The sequence below is a fragment of the Paenibacillus sp. FSL R7-0198 genome (genome assembly GCF_038000415.1).
GTDB lineage: Bacteria > Bacillota > Bacilli > Paenibacillales > Paenibacillaceae > Paenibacillus.
This window is the reverse complement of record NZ_JBBOCB010000001.1, coordinates 1,683,404-1,701,395: the sequence shown is the minus strand read 5'-3', so window position 1 is coordinate 1,701,395 and position 17,992 is coordinate 1,683,404. Positions and strand designations below refer to the sequence as shown.

Below are 17,992 nucleotides of genomic sequence, written 5' to 3'. Positions count from 1 at the left end.
AGAGAGGGCCTTGGCCCTTGCCTATATATCATTCCATTGAAGAGGTGATTCAACATGTCCATGCAATTCGCGTATTGGGTTCCTAATGTAAGTGGGGGGCTGGTTATCTCCAGCATCCCGCAAAAAACAGGCTGGTCATTTGAGGATAACGCGAGGTATGCCAAGATCGCAGAAGATGTGGGCTTTGATTATGCGTTATTGCAAACCAGATTTATGGCCAGCTACGGCGCTGATAATCAACTGGAAGCCATTGCTCTTGCCTCCGCACTGGCTGTGGTTACAGATCGCTTGAAACTGATAGCAGCCATATTGCCTGGATTATGGCATCCCGGTCCAGTAGCGAAAGCGATCACGACGATTGATCATATCAGCAAGGGACGAGCTGCCGTAAATATTGTCAGCGGCTGGTTCAAGGGAGAGTTTCATGGATTTGGAGAACCGTGGCTGGACCATAACGAGCGTTATCGTCGCTCGGAAGAGTTCATCCGTGTCATAAAGGAGCTGTGGACGCAAGAAGAAGCCAATCACCAGGGAGACTTTTACCGTATTCATGAAGCGCCACACAAACCCAAACCGGTTGCACTTCCACCTGTGTTCCAGGGAGGGAATTCGGCGGCTGCACGCGACATGGCTGCACGAGTCTCGGATTGGTATTTCATGAACGGGAATAACATCGAAGGCTTCCGTACCCAGATTGAGGATGTGACTGGGCGGGCTGCGTCCTACAACCGCAAGCTGCAATTCGGAGTAAATGCTTTTGTCATCGTGAGGGATACGGAAGAAGAAGCATTGGAAGTACTGCGCCAGATTATTCTGCATGCTGACCCCGAGGCCGTGGAGGGCTTCCGCAGTCAGGTTCAATTTGCAGGCAAAGCTTCACCTGAACAGGAGGGAATGTGGGCGAATTCCAATTTCGACGACCTGGTGCAATATAATGACGGGTTCAAAACCGGTTTGATTGGTACCCCGGAGCAGGTGGCAGACCGCATCATTGCGTTGAAAAAGGTTGGAGTAAATCTCATTCTTACTGGCTTTCTTCATTACGATGAGGATATTCGGGCTTTCGGTGAGAAGGTAATCCCGCTGGTTAGAGAGAAGGAGGCTGCACTAAACCGGGTAGCGGCTACCTGAGAAGACCATCCATTTTTAATAGATGGAATGAAGTGAATTGGACTGGCACATCTGTATCCGTGTTTTTGAGGGATTTACCCCTATTATAATTAGAGGAGAGATGACACTATGAGTATTCAATCAAACACGATTCACACCCGGCCAGACTATGAGCAATTGAGAGTTGAAATTCGGGGGATTGTCGACGAAGTCATTAAACCACGTGCTGAGCTGATTGACCGTGAGGGCCGTTTCCCGCGTGAGAATCTGTCCGCCCTTGCTGAGGCTGGATGGAATGGGGTGCTGATTCCCGAGCGCTTCGGTGGACGGGGACTGGATCATGTTGCCTTTGCGATTGCGGCAGAAGAAATTGCCAAGGGATGCCCTTCGACTTCACTGGTGTATGTCATGCATGTTGGAGCCGTTCAGACGATAGCTCTCTACGGAGATGAGGATCAGAAGGAGCGCTGGCTGAAGCCGGTACGTAATGGCGCTATAGGTACGTATTCCACAAGTGAGCGTGCTTCGGGAGGTCACTGGTGGTTTAATTTCAGCGAGGCTTCCCGAGACGGCGAGGATTATATTCTGAATGCCGAAAAGTCGTTCACGACAAGCTCGGGACAGGCTGATTTTTATGTGACCCAGACTCGCACGCCAGGAGCGCAAACCCCGACAGATGTGAGCTTCTTCCTTGTCGATGGACAACTGGAAGGCATTACTTCCGGCGTGTGGGATGCACTCGGTGTTCGTGGTAACCATAGCGGACCCATTAAATATGAAGGTGTCCGAATTGCAGCTCAGGATAAGCTCGGAACCGAGGGGCAGGGTCGCGAAATCCTGGAGAGTGGTGTATCGCCCGTATATTTGATCGGCCTGGGCTCAACCTGGCTTGGAGTTGCCGAGGCGGCGCTTGAGGCTGCATCCGAATATGTGAAGGGCATGGTTCATCGGGATTTTAACAAGCGCTTAGCCGATTACCAGATCATCCGCCAGCAGTTGGCTGAAGTGAAGGTGCTAATCTCCAGCTTGAAGCCTTGGCAGTTATCACTTGCGCGGCAGCTGGACGAACTTCAGGCACAGGGGAGACCGCAAGTTGAGCTGTTCCTGCCGCTGGTTGAATTCAAAATTCATGCTGCCGAAGTTGCGAATAAAGCGACCAAAGCAGCACTGGATGTTACCGGAGGTTATGGTTATAAAAAAGGCGTGTTTGAACGTCTCTTCCGTGACGCGCGTGCAGGCATTGCCATGGGGCCCTCCAACAATATCGCCAGAGAGTGGATTGGCAAGTCTCTGGTTGGTCTGCCACTGGAGCTGTGGTACGAGGGAGGGGATTAATTCACACAGAAACTGAAAAGGAAGAGGATGCCCCATGAGTCATGAATATGACGGGGACATCCTCTTTGCAGTTTTATTTTGTTTTGGTTTAATGAACCTGACACACGCTATTCGCTCCCTTTTGCCCAGATCTGAGATCTAACGAATCATAGAGACGCTATTTCGTCGATTCACTGGATTTTTTAGGTTTGGGAGCCCTTTTATGACGAAATAGCGTTACTGAGGTTCGTTAAATCTTGCAACCGTTGATGATCTGCCTTTTAAGGTGCGGTAGGTTCGTTAGCCATTGGAACGAGGCGGAATTCCTTTTGAGACAGCCTCTTCCTTTTCTTTTGCGACGAGGGACAGGCAGTAGCTATTCCAGTGTGGAGTCCAGCGGACGAGAGTGTCCATCCTGGATGACCTCCTGGAACAGTTTTTTGGATTCCGTGGGCCACGTACCTTGCTTCAGGAGTGATTCCAAATCACCAATGGTTACTGGGCGCGCGTGTCGTTTGAGCACATAACCGAGTTGCCCGTTTGGTTCCATCGTGGCCGTTTCCAGATCGGTAATACTTGTAATTCCTTTTTCCCGCAACTGCATCTCCAATTGGTCCACGGAAAAGCGCATATGTTTCAGATTCGGTAAATTCAACTTCCCATCTTCCACGACAACCTTGGATTTTCCGCTCATCATTTTTTCAAACCAATTAAACTTCAACTGTAATTGTTCAACGATCAGAAGCATGACGATAAATACCGCCGCTGACCCGATCGCTTTGCCTAACTCATGATTCGCAATTGGCTGCACGATCGTTGTTCCGATCGAGATAATAATGACTGTCGTGGCTACACTCATTTGCGAGATGGATTTACGTCCAGCAATCCGTAGCAGAATCATGCCAATCAGTACAAGCAAGATGGATTTCCATATCCAGTCCATTGGTTGTATTCCTTTCTATACCAAATCATGTTTCGTATTCCTTAGCTTGGACGAACAACTTAACTTTCATTCCCCCCTCCCAATCGTTTACAATAGGGTATTGATGAAGTGAACAAAGGAGTGGGTCACAGTGGCAAAACAGAAATATTATGTTGTCTGGGAAGGCAAGAAACCTGGTGTGTATAACACATGGGCAGATTGCAAAGCACAGACGGATCATTATACTGGAGCAAAATATAAATCCTATGAGTCCAAAGCAGCCGCAGAAGAAGCGTATCGTGCCGGATGGAAAGGAAACTGGGGTTCTAGTGCAGGCGGAGCGTCGAAGACGAAGTCGGCTGGTACCGGAAGAAGTGCAGGCATGGAAACGTCGGAGGAAGTGGATTACGACAGCATCTCTGTTGATGTGGGCACACGTGGTAACCCCGGACCTGTAGAATACAAAGGGGTAGACACCCGTACCGGTGAGATTATTTTTTCCGTCGGACCGATCTCCAAAGGCACGAACAATCTGGGCGAATTTTTGGCCATTGTACATGCCCTCGCACATTTGAAAAAAGAAGGCAGTACCAAAACGGTGTATACCGACTCGGTCAATGCCATGAAATGGCTAAAGCAGAAAAAAGTAGCCACAACGTTACCAAGAGACAACTCCACGGAAGAAATCTGGCTGATGATCGATCGTGCGGAGCAGTGGCTCCAGACAAATACGTACAGCAATAAAGTGCTAAAATGGCAGACCAAGCAGTGGGGCGAAATCAAGGCGGATTACGGCCGGAAGTAAGTATTTATCCGTATCAATTTCATAATACCTGTAGCTGCTTCACTCAAGGCTAGATATAGATCAAAGCGGTTTAATTTGTCTATATCTAGTCACAAAAATCCATTTTTAGTGAGTTATAAAATTGATTTATCCAAAGGATGCCTCCTTTATTTCTGGTCTATTAGAATCGTTATTTACAATTTCCAGTTTCCGCTCTATAATCATCTGAATATGATTAGTTAAACATATGGAGGAGCCTGTCATCTGCAGGCCCTCTTTATCTTTTTGGTCCATCGATTAGCAAGTCCATTCACTAGAATGGGTTATTTGAGTATATATTGCAGGAGGCAGACATGAGTTCCATTTATAGAAGTGAAGAAGGCAAGAGCAGCATACTTGAAGAGTATGAGATTTATTTGAACGAGTTGGGTGAGGATTTTACGCGTGAGTATGTAGAGACGCGTTTTGGCAAGACGCATGTTTTACTGACGGGTCCTCTAGATGGCAAGCCGTTATTTATTCTCCAGGGCGGTAATTGTGTGAATCCGATGACGTTGTCATGGTTCTCTTCCTTATTTAAGGAATACCGGATTATTGCTCCTGATACGATTGGTCATCCTGGTTATAGTGAGGAAGCGAGTATCTCCACACGGTTTGATAGCTTGGCTTTATGGGTGTCGGATCTGCTGGATCACTATGATATTGAAAAGAGTGCATTTATCGGTCCATCGTTTGGAGGAGGCATTATCCTCAGACTGGCTACCTATATTCCGGAACGCATCTCGTGTGCTGTATTGGTTGCTCCTGCTGGTCTTGCGGTCAATTCCAAAATTAAAACAGCTCAGGATATCACGCTGCCACTCGTCAAGTACCGCATGACGTCTTCACCATCTTCTTTGCAAAAAATTACGGACAACATGTCGTGCAACTGCATGAAAGAAATGGATAAAAACATTATCGGCAAACTTTTTAAATACGTCAGCATAGAGCAGGATCTGCCCAAGCTCACGGATCGAGAAGAACTGGTGAATTATACGTCACCAACCTTGTTATTGGTAGGGGAGAAGGATGTCTTTTTCCCTGCGGATAAGTGTATTGAGCGAGCTCAAAAGATTATTACGAATGTAAAAGCCATCAAGTATGATACAGGACATTTTCCTTCACAGGACGTATTGGTTCAGATGAACGAGGAAATCGGACGTTTTTTACAGAATAATTATTAATAAAAGCTGCAAATGAAGGATGAGAAATGTTTTTCTCCAGTTTAATTAAGTAATTACATCCTTCTGTCGATACTCTATATAAGAGAGTCCTTTTCTTCTATAGAATAGTGTGGATAGGGATTAGCAGTGGATCGTAGAAGGCTTGATATCATTTATATTTAAATATTTCGCGTGAAGGTGTTTCAAATTGCATCATTTGGTTTATATGTATAGTTGGCGATGAATTGCTTACTGGTTGAACCAAATGATGCATTTACGCGGAAAGTCTTCCGATTGACAAGGTTGAAAAGAGGTCTGGTTATGAGAAAAGACAATTGCAAAATGGCATTGCAACGCAATGTAATTATAAATGATACATATCAAATAAGACAGGTATTAGCCAGCAGTGAGTTGGCTATTGTATATGCAGGGCGAGATCGTAACACAGGTGCCAAGGTAGCCATTAAGGAATTTTTCCCACAGAGACTGGCTGAACGTCAGGCAGACAAGCGAGGGGTGTTCTGCTCTTCGCGAGGATACGGTGGGCAATATCAGGAGTTACTGGCTGCATTTCTGCTCGAAGGTGAATTGTTATCAAAACTGGATCATCCTCATATTGTTTCGTATTTGGATCATTTTGAAGCGAATGATACGGGGTATCTGGTGATGGAATACTGCACGGGAATCACATTGACCGAGTATTTGAATGAACATAATCATGCTCTTGATGCTGCCTTCATAACGGAGACGCTGCTTCCACTGGTGGATACATTGGATTACATACATAAGCAAGGCATTCTTCACCGGGATGTGAAACCTTCCAACATTATGGTTATGGAGGATGGTACACCCAAACTTCTGGACTTTGGCTCAGCTACCCGTTGGCCAATGCAATCCGGAGAGAAACAGGTGATATTTACATCGGCAGGTTATTCTCCGCTGGAGTTTTATTCGGAGAAATCCAGTCAGGGACCGATGTCGGACATCTATAGTTTGGCAGCTCTGCTCCATTATTGGACATGCGGGCAACCCCCTATGGACGTGAAACAGCGGTTGTTCCAGGATGAATTGCCATCTGTTCGCTCACATAATGAGTATGTGAATCCTTGGCTTGCTCGTGTTATTCATTGGGGGTTGACGGTTCGGTCTGAGAAACGCTGTGCCTCTTTAGCATGGGTCAGAAGCTCGCTGCGAGTTCAAGCCTGGGTATGGAAAGTGCGCAAACCAGGTACAGTGGAATGGTCTTTGGCCGAGAATGAACATACGCAGGTCTATGAAGTGGAGTCGAAAAAGCAACATGAGACGGCGTAAGCAGTCATAACCTATGTTCATAAAGTAGAGACGTTTCAATGAAACATAGCCGTTAAATAGGTGTAAACATAAACAAGCCAGTTCTTACCCTCACATATGGGGTGGACTGGCTTGTTTTCTTTTATAGTTTATAGAATACATCATTCTTTACCAATGCCATCCATTCGAGATATACGTTAAAAAAGCTTACATGTCTCGTTCTGTTTAGAACAATGGTGTAAGCTTTTTTCGCGTTTTTTAACAGATGTTTAATTGAATCCAATCAAAAAATAACAAAAAAAGTAATTTATTTTTGAAAAAACTCTTCATTTTCGAAAGTGATTTTAGGTCTAAAGAAACTTGTTTATCAAATTCAGTTGTGAATAAAAGAATAGAATCCTGAATTTGTTAAATAAAGTCACTAAATTAGATAATTCGGTCTATTCATATGTAAATTTTTCCGAAGGGTAACAAACTGATTCTTCTATTAACATACTCAATTACCCCAATTTACATCCCCTACGCTGCGGAATACGATAAGCCTAATCTGATCGTAAATCGCAGGAGGTATAAAATGAAACGAAAATCAACCCGATGGTTATCCGGTTTAGTAGCAGCAGGAGTCATGTTGTCTTCCATGTTCTCCTTACCTGCTTACGCAGCACCTTCTTATGGTCCTCTACAGCAGAGTGAAAGCGCTAAGTCCATTCTACAATCACTCACGCCAGAAGAAAGACAAGCTTTGAATCAGCTTCAAGTCATGGACGGTGAAGTCATCGACTCCAAGGTGAATACCAAAAGTAACGATTTGGTCAAAGTGATCATCCAATTCAATAGCGAACCCGCTGCCGTTGCCTTGAAACGGGCTGGACTAAAAAATGAGAAGTTGTCAGAGCTTACGGCCGCAAGCAGAGTAAAACAAAATCATCAGCAATTCAAGCAGCACATTAAGTCTTTGCAGCAGAAGAGAGGGCTATCTTATGATGCTGCCTCGATCCAAATCACTCAGGAGTATGAAACCGCACTAAATGGTGTTGCGTTAACAGTCCCTGGCGTAGCCGTAGAAGATCTGATGAAATCCGGAGTTGTGAAAAAAGTATGGGCTGACCAGGAAGTGGTACTTGATCTGCCAGAAACAGACACATCAAGTGAATTTGCATCTGCATCCGGAATACAACCTCGAATGGCTGATAGTGTGCCATATCTCGGAATCGACAAACTTCATGAAGAGGGTATCACTGGTAAGGGAATCAAAGTGGGTGTACTGGACACCGGAATTGATTATAATCATCCGGATTTAACAGGGGCGTATAAAGGGTATCGCGCTCATGCGGGTGAGGATCCAAAGCAAGTAGATCCAACGACAGTTAAAGGATGGGACTTTGTTGATAACGATGCAGACCCGATGGAGACGACCTATAAAGATTGGGAGAATTCGGGCTATAAGGAGCAAGGTGTATTAGCAGAAGATTATTATACTTCCCATGGAACACACGTATCGGGAACCATCGCTGGGCAGGCCAAAAATGATGTGGGGCATGCTGTAAAAGGTGTCGCTCCAGACGTAGACTTATATGTGTACCGTGTACTTGGCCCTGGTGGAAGTGGTGAGATGAGTGGCATTATTGCCGGAATTGACAAGGCTATTGAAGATGAACTTGATGTTATCAATCTATCCTTAGGGGCTGCCACGAATGATCCGCTGGATCCTTCTTCAATTGCACTGAATAATGCGATGCTGCAAGGCGTGGTGAGTATGGTTGCGGCAGGTAATGATGGACCCAATGAAGGTACGTTAGGTACACCAGGCGCGAGCGCACTGGCCATTACGATTGGTGCTTCAGATGTTCCGTTAACTATTCCTACGGCAACTGTGACTCTGGATGTGTATAACAATCCAGGTGCGGGAGAAACAGAGGAAACACCTGAAATGGAAGAAGAAGCACCCTCTGAGGGTGAAGAAACATCTGTAGTGGAGCAAGAAGAAACACTTGAAGTAGAAGAAGAGGCATTAGATGAGGAAGAAACTCCTGTAGTGGAAGAGGCAGCTCCACCAACAGCAGAAGAACCATCTGTAGCAGATGAAGAAGCATCAGCAACAGAAGAAGAGACACCAGCAACAGATGTAGAAGTTCCACCAGCAGCAGAAGAAACACCTGCATTAGAAGAAGTTCCAGCAGCAGAAGAAGAAGCGCCAACGGAAGAAGCACCTGCGGCAACGTATACTGAGGCGTTACCTCTGTTTGGTAAAGATTTTACTGACGATTTGACTGCGCTTGAAGGCAAAACCTACGAACTTGTTTATGCAGGGCTTGGTAATGCTTTTGATTTTGAAGGTATTGATGTACAGGGCAAAGTTGCCCTAATCGCTCGGGGAGATATTGCACTCGATGCCAAGATCGTCAACGCAAGAAAAGCAGGGGCGGCAGCAGCAATCATTTATAATAATGTTGAAGGAACCATCCCCAATTATTTGGGTGAAATGAACGGGTATATTCCCACGTTCCAGATGATGAGAGATCTTGGGGAAAAACTAAAAGAGTTGAACGGCGTGACAGTCACCTTTGGCGCAGCAGGCCAAACCGTTACGGAAGGAAATAAACTGGCCGATTTCAGTTCCCGAGGTCCAGCCGCCGTGAATGATGATATTAAACCCGATATCGTAGCCCCGGGCGTAGCTGTTTTTTCAACCTATCCTGTATTTGTGAATGATCATACGGGTGAGAATTATAATATTGCCTATGCACGGATTTCGGGTACTTCCATGGCAACCCCGCATATGGCGGGTATTGCTGCACTTATGCTTCAGGCACATGAAGAATATACACCTTTTGATGTGAAGACAGCTCTTATGAATACGGCTGTTGATCTGAACGGGAATTATTCCGTATATGAAGTAGGCGCAGGCCGAGTAGATCCTTACCGGGCAGTCCACACATCCGTATTGGCCAAAGTTCAGGATAAAACCATTCACTTCTCGAATGACGAATCGATCCTTATTGATGAAATTACAGGTTCCATCGTATTTGATAATGCCTATTTGGAAGAAGACGGCCAGGGAATCGTATCTGACAGCCGGACCGTTAAAATAGAGAATAAAGGGGACCTTGTCAAAACGTATAACACTTCCATCAAGCTGTTAAATGATATGAATCTAAATGTAGATCTTCCGGAATCGATTACTATAAATGGCGGAAGCACGGAAGAAATGACCGTTACAGTGGATATACCACAGGGCACGCCAAGCGGCCGATATGAAGGATATGTATATCTGGATACGGAAAATGTGGCGGATCATATTCAGATCCCATTTTCTATCCGTATTAGCGAAAAGGGCATTGCTTCGGTGGAGCTAATTCCACCATCCGTCACAAACGATACTCCATTTCATCAGTTCCTGAACCGGATGACACTGAGTACCATTCTTTTGGGCAGTCCTATGGATTCTGTGGATGTGTTGCTGAAGGATCGCGCAACTGGTGAGGAGATCGGCTTTGTAGGTACAATGAATTCGCAGTCCATGCTTCCGGGAATAGAATATATGATCCTGAATTTGTTTAAAGGTTACGCATTTCCGATTGAAAATGGGGAGATCTCCAACGTTGCACGATTTATCCCTGAGGGCAATTACACACTTGAAATCATTGGGACGGATTCTGAATCCCGGCAGTATTCATACGAAACATTGGTGGTTGTGGACAATACAGCCCCCGAGATTGATTTGGGTATAGAGCCTGGTGTATATGAGCTCAACGATAGTATGTTGACGGAAAGGGAAGGTGGACAGGGCGTCTGGTATGATGGCACAGCTATCGATTCAACCATCCAAACGTTTGTTGATAATGGAATTACGGCTTATGATCAATCGTCCAATCGTGTCATCTTCTACGAGAATGGCAGTCCCTTCTATTCCGGTGATTTGCCTGTTTCCAAAGAAGGAAACATATCATTTGGTATTACCAAAGAAGAATATGATCATGGTTACGAACTTCGACTCTTTGGAATGGATGTGGGTACAGCCGCCAATCCCGTCAAGGACCACCGCTATGGCTTTATTTCCGAAGGCAAACCTTATGCGACTAGTAAATATGACAAAGAACAAGTGCGTAAAGGAGATACCATTACCCAGACCATTCAATTGAACAATGTAGAGAAGTTGAACCGTATTTCGGTTACCCTGGAATCAATGTATGACTATAAACAATTGGATCGGATTGAGCCAACACCTGAGCTGCAGGCATTACTGGATGCCACAGGTGCTGAAGTGAAATTCAGTGATCCTGTAGTGACCCCAAGAGAACTCAGCTTTGAGGCATCCATCTCAGGTGGATCCTTTGAAGGAATCACAGGGGATCTTGATTTGTTCCAAGTTATCTTTGATGTACCGAAGGATGAATTCTATTTTAAGAAAAGCGACGTACCATTTCTTGAAGTGAAATACACTACGGTTGGCATGAAAGAGAACGAAGAGAAATTGACATTAGCCGCGTTTAACACAGACAGCTATGAAGTGATCTCCAAATCTTCAAGAACATATGGTTATGTACGTCCCGAAGCTTTTATGGTCAATGGAGAGTATCTGGATTTTGCAAATGACTATTCCGCAATGGGCATTGAAGTTTATGCGGAGACGGCTTCCGGAGAGAAATATGAAGGGACTTTGCAAAAATATGGTGAGTTCCTCATCGATGGAATTCCGGCTACTGGAGAAATGACGACTATCTACACACGAGTTCCCGGTCATTTACCTTCCAAGCTAGCAGTCGTTCTGAGCAAGACGATTAATGGCGAATATTATGGTATCAATCAACTGAATTCGTCAGACTTTACGTATGCTGGAGATATTAATGGGGATGGAGCCATCGATATCTATGACATGGAGCTTGTAACGAAACATTATCATACTTCAGATGAGATCGCCGATATTGACCAGGATGGTTATGTAGGAGACGCTGAAGTGAATTATATTACGAATAACTTTGGAATGACCGCTAACTATTCTACCAAGGAGCCTGTCTTGCAAATGGGTGACAAAGACCTGGGTTACTTCCTCAATAAAATTCAGGAAATGAACAGTGGTGGTTCTGGGAATAATGGTGGCGGTTCGGGAAATAGTAGCGGCGGATCTTCTGCGACCCCTGCGCCTGCACCAACCACAGAACCAGATGCAAGCCAAAATCAGGTCATTACAGAAAAAGAGTTGAAAAATGCGACTAACGGTACAGCGAATGTGGATATTACGGTCGGTAAAAAAGTCGAGTTACCTGTCAATACGGGGGATTTGTTGGGTACGAATACACTCACACTATCTCAGCAAGGTGTACTATCACTCACCATCCCATCTAGCGTATTGAAAGAACTGCAAACCAAAGGAGGTCCTGGTTCTGCTGGTGGCAAGATCGTTTTGGATATAAGGAAACAAGATGTGAAAGCACCAGAAACGAAACTAGGTCTTACGTGGGCAACCGCAAGTGCCGCTTACGAAGTTGAACTTTACCTTCAGGTTTCCAGTGAGAAATTATCGTTATCCTCACTTCCTGAAGATGTTACCCTGACACTCCATTACAGCAGAGAGTTAAACAGTGATCTGATTGGAATGTATCATGAACATCTATCTGCGGATCAATGGGATTACGTAGGTGGGATCGTAGATGAAGAGAAGGGTACCGTGACTTCCCAATTGTCTGATTTGGGCACGTATGCTCTGTTCGCTTACGATAAATCCTTCGAAGACGTGGCACCAACGCATTGGGCAAGTGAAGCAATCAAGTCTCTATCGGCTAAACATATGCTGACAGGCAAAACAGAGACTGCGTTTGATCCCCAAGGTGAAACGACTCGTGCCGAATTCGCCGCTTTAATCGTGAGAACCCTTGGTTTAGAGGTGAAAGGTAACGATGTGCCATTTGGTGATGTGAGTAAGGATGCCTGGTATGCAGACAGCGTGGCTGCGGCGTATCAAGCAGGTCTGGTTCAGGGAATGACGAATGATAAGTTTGCTCCGACCCAAACCATTTCACGTGAAGAAATGGCCGTGCTCATGATGCGAGCATACGAATATCAATCCCAATCAAACGATACCAAGTCAGCGGTTGCCGATTATACGGATGAAGCAAACATTGCATCTTGGGCAAAAGAAGCTGTGGCTAAAGCTTCCGATCTTGGTGTAATGAAAGGTTCTACTGACGGGAAATTCAAACCCCAAAATAGTGCTACTCGTGCCGAAACGGCCCAAACGGTTCACAATTTACTTACGCTGCTCAAATAAAAAGTACAAGGATAAGAGGTTCCTCTAACATTAGAGGGGTCTCTTATTTTTTTGTTATTTTACTTCGTTGAGTTCCTAAAACTCTCTTCCCAAGTATGTCAGACTCCAATATATAACTGGCAGTGTCCATATTCGAACCCTATAATTAGGAATAAAATGATGGGTAAAAAGAGGTGTAGTGATGATTGAAGGGAAGATTATTAAATTTTATCGGGAGAAGAATAGACGAACTCAAGGTGAATTGGTAAAGGGAATCTGTTCGGTCACACATCTGAGCAAAATTGAGCGGGGAATGACAGAGTATTCACAGGAGATTATGGACATGCTCTGTGATCGACTACATATTGATATGGCAAGGGAAGTAGCCAGATATCATCAAATGATCGATCTTCTGGATTCATGGCAAGAGGCCATTATTATGCAGAGAACAGCTGAAGCTATTCGCCTAAAAGACAAGTTGGAAGAAGAACCGTTAAAAGGTATACCTGATTTGCGTTTATCCTATGACTTGCTGCAGATCCGATTTTACTTGTTTATGAACAATATCAATGAAGCCGAGAGACTTATAGCCGAAGTTGAAATTCCGGATGAATCGGAGCATTCATATGAACATTATTTTTATCACCATGTGATGGGGATTTACTATTTCCTTACAGGACATTATCGCAAATCCATCCAGACGTTAACTTCAATCAATCAGTCCAAATATACGAATCATGAGTACTTTTATCATTTGTCTCTGGCATATCACTCGATATATTCGAACATTACGTCTTACTATTACGCTGAGAAAGCTATCCAGCATTTTCGGAAAACGCTCAATATGGTGCGGATCATTGACACCGAAACCATTATGCTGGTCCAGCTCAACTCCCGCGAATATCATGATTTTCCTGAGACGAAACGCAGATATGAAAATCTGATTCGGATTAGTGATGATTGTGGGCTCCCTGATCGAAAAGCAAAGCTGCTGAACAATCTGGGTTATGAATATAACCGGCGAAAGCAATATGAGGATGCTGCTTACTGGTACAGACAAGCGCTTGATATCATTCCGGAGAAACAACCGTTATACCTGATGGTACTCAATAATTACATAGAATCGAACAGACTGGGGAATCTCATTCCTGCAAACAAACTATTGGACATGTCTCTGAAAGCCTTGCATAACTCTAAACTTGTTTCAGATGCAAGTTATATGGAATTAGAACTTCAGTCTGTCATTTTACAAGGGCAGGAGCAAGCATATTATGAAATGATAGAAGAGCGAATTCTTCCTTATTATCGTGAACTGGGTTCCCAGTATCTCGCCGAACGTTATGAAGAGATATTATTTCAGTACTATATGAATCATGGTGAAAAGGATAAGGCACTCAGGCTCGCAAAAAATCGTTTTGAATCACAAGCGGCTTCACTTATATAGGTTAATATACGAGTAAGAGAAGCTTCGACAACATAGGGGTGATTTGAAAGGAATACCCTAACTCCGATACAATGTTTTCATAGAGTCTGAGGAAATAGATTAAATACGGTGCAGAAATGGAGAAAACCAATATGACTGAATTTATTAACGCTGATGATATTAATGATGTAATTCTGGGTGCGGCGGCAAACGAACTGGAGCAGATGGTGGACAAAATGTGTGAGCTGATTGGCACCCCTTTGGAACAAACGAGTGAACTGGAGCGTCAGGTCATGGCTGCTTTTGGTTTTGGCGCGGTATATGGCATCACTCATCGGGATCAGCTGGCGGAGCCACAGGCCCATGCCTTGAGCATTCGGATGCTGATTAAACCGTTTAATTACAGTGAACAGCAGGCGGTTGATTTTGCCGATGATCTGATTCGGGTGGCTTCCGATCGTGAGGTTCATCCGGTGATGAATACGATTATCCAACGTGGGATTGATGGACACCGCCAATTCAATCAGGAAGACGATGAAGGATTGGAACGTAACATTCAGGAGATTTTAACAGCGGTTCAATTGCAGTAATATACGGGTTTTATTAGATGTGGGAGATGATTGCATTGGATCTGATGAAATTAAGCAAAGAACTCTCATACGCTCTGCGACATGCACCATGGGAGTATGAGTTGGAACTGGATGAAGAGGGTTGGGTGGAAATCTCGCAATTGCTGGTGGCTTTACATGAAAGTCCGCAGTGGAAGGAAGTCACGCAAGCCGATCTGGAGCAGATGATTCAAGCCTCGGAGAAAAAGAGACATGAAATCCGTTCTGGCCGTATCCGGGCATTGTATGGACATTCGACACCCCATAAGATATCGAAGTTATCTGCTGAGCCACCGGAAACCCTGTACCATGGGACTCCGGCACGCGCAGTGAATTCTATTATGGAACATGGCTTACAGCCGCGGCAAAGGCAATATGTACATCTGTCCGCAGATATTGATACAGCCAATCAGGTGGGACGAAGACGGGATGATCAGCCTGTTATTTTGAAAATCAATGCTGCTCAAGCTGCCACAGATGGAATCCTCTTTTATCATGGAAACGAAAATATCTGGCTGGCCGATCATATTCCCGCAAGTTATATTCTTGAGCAGTGAGCAGTGTACAATGAGTGATGAACTGTTGTGGAAAACATAAATACCTATCTCGAATTACAGCAGTCGCAATCAACGGGTGAGTGTACGGTCATTCGTACAACGGGAATATCATTGTATTGATCTCTAGCTACACAAAAAAGGGACACATCCAACATTTGTTGGTGTGTCCCTTTCTTATATTCAAAACTTACTTGCCTACAATCGCTTTAATACCTTCGCTAAGTGGCTGAGCCGGACGGCCAAGCAATTTCTCTAAAGTATCACTCTCTACAGCCAATGCGCCTTCACGGATGGCACTTTGCATATCAACAAGCATCGATACAACAAAGTCCGGTAGACCTGCGCCTTTCATGATGTCAGCGTAAGCGGCACCGTCCACGTTTTGCACGTTGATTTCCTGCCCAAGCACTTCACCAACAATGGCAGCCAGTTCAGCTTGCGTGCGTAGTTTGCCGGACAGTTCATATACGGTATTCTCGTGTCCTTCGCTTGCGAGTACAGCTGCTGCAGCATGGGCGTAGTCACTGCGGGTAGCCCAGCCTACTTGGCTGTCATTGGTGGCATGAACCCAAGGTGCACCTTGCGTAGCTGCTTGTACACTGCCTGCTTCATTTTCCAGGTACCAGTTGTTGCGCAGGAAAGAATACGGAATGCCGGATTCACGAATAGCTTTTTCTGTAGCGCGGTGGACTTCCGCCAGGGAAAGGGTATTTTTCTCTGCATTCACAACGCTTGTATAAGCGATGAAACCCACGCCTGCTTTCTTGGCAGCGTCAATGGCAGCCTGATGTTGGCGAATACGCGTTTCATTGTCACCATCAGTCGAGATGAGCAACAGACGGTCTACACCGGCGAAAGCTTTCTCCAACGTCTCCGGTTGATCGAAATCACCGTGACGCACGTCAACGCCTTGAGTGCGGAGTGCTTCAGCTTTTTCCGGATTACGTACACTTACTGCCACATCTTTGGCAGAATCCGTTTTTAACAATGCCTCTACAACCAGTGAACCCAAATGACCTGTTGCGCCAGTAACCAAAATTTTCATTTTCTTTTCCTCCTAGGATATGTGTTGTTGGTTGCATATGGATGTAATCAAAAATGTTATAACAGGTGTGATTACAACGAAAGGGTTAAAAAAAGCTCATAATGAGCTTTTTTATTCAGAGACATGAATCTGATCCATCATCTGCTGTATGGTTACACGATTCAAGCGCTGTTCCATGGCTGTCTGAGCCTCAATGAGTTCGGCACGCAAGGTGTGTTCAATCATGTTGCCGACCGGACATTTCGGATTCGGATGTTTGTGAAAGTTAAACAATTCCCCATCCTCCACGACCTCAAGCGCTCGATATACATCAAGAAGGGTAATGTCGGCTGGATCTTTCAACAAGGAAGCACCGCCCACACCGGGTCTGACGTCAATCAGACCCGCCTGTTTCAGCTTGGACATAATCCGCCGAATAATCACGGGATTTGTATTCACACTCTGCGCGATAACATCTCCGGTGCATTCATTGGGCATAACAGCGATCAGGGACAGGGTATGAACCGCAATGGAAAAGCGACTGCTGATTTGTCTCATGGGATAATCACCACCGTTGTAACTATAATAGTTACAAAGTGATTAGTTGTCAATTCTTTTATATCATATGTGAATTGATAGTTGCTGTTATCCTGTAATCGTATCTGACTAAACAGATGATAATTGAACTATCACCTATGTCAAATAAATGAGTTGTGGTTCTTTTGAAGCGTTAAAAAAGAAGTAGGTTTCAAACCTTTTAATGTAATAATAGGGCTTAATTCCTATTATTTTCAAGTTAAATGGAACTATATGGTTTTCTTGTTTGCGTACAGTAGAAGAAAAAGGACAAAAGCTTCGACAAAATAGAAAATTATGTATGAATTGACAAATGTAAAAGCGATTATATAATGTGTGTATCTACAAGATTGTACATTTAGTTACAAATGATTCCAAATAACAAACGGCGGGAGTGGGACAGGCATGTGGTTTTTGGTTCTATGGTTGTTAGGTCTAATTTCAGGGGGAGTACACCTATATGTGTTAGGTTTTCCCGGAGAAATGAGCGAGATTAGCAGAGTATTGCTGCTTCATCAGTTTGTGGTTACGTTTGGATTGGTTGGAGTGATTGGTTATGTTGTCAACATTGCCAGAGCGGATCAGACAGCCAAAATGTTAGGATGGCCTGGTGGACCATTTCAGGTTAAATACGGTTTTTCCCAGGTAGGGCTTGGAGTTATGGGGATTATGGCCATCTGGTTCCAGGGGAACTTTTGGGTTGGTGTATTGGTAACGATGTACATATACGGATTAAGTGGTCTTTGGTCACATACTTATGTCATGATTAAAAATCGCAAGGCAGATGGAGACAGTATCGGGAATCTCATTATGGATGTGGTGTATCAAACGTTTATCACGGTTCTCTCCGTATTGGCTGGTGGAATCTGGGTAATGCACTAAGCTGTAATTGATTTTTTGCCTTACACAGCTTGAATCTCAATTAAACGATGAGG

13 protein-coding genes are annotated in these 17,992 nt (G+C 44.6%); 10 read left to right on the top strand and 3 right to left on the bottom strand.

The features are described from left to right. The first annotated feature begins 54 nt into the window (after positions 1 to 54). Both sfnG and MKY87_RS07215 read left to right on the top strand, forming a co-directional pair. Positions 55 to 1,131, top strand: coding sequence for a dimethylsulfone monooxygenase SfnG (gene sfnG / locus MKY87_RS07220; protein ID WP_340963542.1), 1,077 nt, complete (start codon positions 55 to 57; stop codon positions 1,129 to 1,131). A gap of 108 nt (positions 1,132 to 1,239) precedes the next feature. After that, positions 1,240 to 2,445 (top strand): acyl-CoA dehydrogenase family protein, encoded by a 1,206-nt coding sequence (locus tag MKY87_RS07215; RefSeq protein ID WP_340913858.1) that lies wholly within the window; start codon positions 1,240 to 1,242, stop codon positions 2,443 to 2,445. A 355-nt stretch (positions 2,446 to 2,800) separates the two neighbouring features. Here the strand turns inward: MKY87_RS07215 and MKY87_RS07210 are convergent, their stop codons facing one another. Next, positions 2,801 to 3,367 carry a DUF421 domain-containing protein gene (locus MKY87_RS07210; RefSeq protein WP_339790041.1) on the bottom strand — a complete coding sequence of 189 codons (567 nt, stop codon included), beginning with the start codon at positions 3,365 to 3,367 and terminating at the stop codon, positions 2,801 to 2,803. Positions 3,368 to 3,497: 130 nt separating this feature from the next. Here MKY87_RS07210 and rnhA point away from each other — a divergent pair, with 130 nt between their 5' ends. The 7 genes from rnhA to MKY87_RS07175 all read left to right on the top strand — a co-directional run bounded on the left by rnhA (position 3,498) and on the right by MKY87_RS07175 (position 15,457). Beyond that, positions 3,498 to 4,151, top strand: coding sequence for a ribonuclease H (gene rnhA, locus MKY87_RS07205; RefSeq protein WP_339790043.1), 654 nt, complete (start codon positions 3,498 to 3,500; stop codon positions 4,149 to 4,151). Between the two features lie 332 nt (positions 4,152 to 4,483). Next, positions 4,484 to 5,353: an alpha/beta fold hydrolase gene (locus MKY87_RS07200; RefSeq protein ID WP_338588062.1), complete on the top strand. Its 870-nt coding sequence runs from the start codon at positions 4,484 to 4,486 to the stop codon at positions 5,351 to 5,353. Between the two features lie 300 nt (positions 5,354 to 5,653). Next, entirely contained in the window at positions 5,654 to 6,643 is a 990-nt protein-coding gene (locus tag MKY87_RS07195) for a serine/threonine protein kinase (protein WP_091028275.1), read from the top strand. A 553-nt stretch (positions 6,644 to 7,196) separates the two neighbouring features. Beyond that, the gene (locus tag MKY87_RS07190; protein ID WP_340963535.1) at positions 7,197 to 12,890 is read left to right on the top strand and encodes a S8 family serine peptidase; all 5,694 of its coding nucleotides are present in this window, start codon (positions 7,197 to 7,199) and stop codon (positions 12,888 to 12,890) included. 181 nt (positions 12,891 to 13,071) lie between these two features. Next, a complete protein-coding gene (locus MKY87_RS07185) occupies positions 13,072 to 14,313 on the top strand; it encodes a transcriptional regulator (protein WP_253439511.1) in 1,242 nt (413 codons plus the stop codon). 131 nt (positions 14,314 to 14,444) lie between these two features. Then, positions 14,445 to 14,882 carry an Imm48 family immunity protein gene (imm48, locus tag MKY87_RS07180; protein WP_340963530.1) on the top strand — a complete coding sequence of 146 codons (438 nt, stop codon included), beginning with the start codon at positions 14,445 to 14,447 and terminating at the stop codon, positions 14,880 to 14,882. Positions 14,883 to 14,917: 35 nt separating this feature from the next. Beyond that, positions 14,918 to 15,457 (top strand): RNA 2'-phosphotransferase, encoded by a 540-nt coding sequence (locus MKY87_RS07175; protein WP_340963527.1) that lies wholly within the window; start codon positions 14,918 to 14,920, stop codon positions 15,455 to 15,457. Positions 15,458 to 15,644: 187 nt separating this feature from the next. On the opposite strand, the gene MKY87_RS07170 is transcribed toward MKY87_RS07175, so the two are convergent. Next, complete coding sequence (locus tag MKY87_RS07170) at positions 15,645 to 16,502, bottom strand: SDR family oxidoreductase (RefSeq protein WP_340963524.1); 858 nt, start codon at positions 16,500 to 16,502, stop codon at positions 15,645 to 15,647. A 111-nt stretch (positions 16,503 to 16,613) separates the two neighbouring features. Next, positions 16,614 to 17,039, bottom strand: coding sequence for an Rrf2 family transcriptional regulator (locus MKY87_RS07165; protein WP_036668516.1), 426 nt, complete (start codon positions 17,037 to 17,039; stop codon positions 16,614 to 16,616). 423 nt (positions 17,040 to 17,462) lie between these two features. Here MKY87_RS07165 and MKY87_RS07160 point away from each other — a divergent pair, with 423 nt between their 5' ends. Next, entirely contained in the window at positions 17,463 to 17,939 is a 477-nt protein-coding gene (locus MKY87_RS07160) for a DUF6790 family protein (protein WP_026080959.1), read from the top strand. The last annotated feature ends 53 nt before the right edge of the window (positions 17,940 to 17,992 follow it).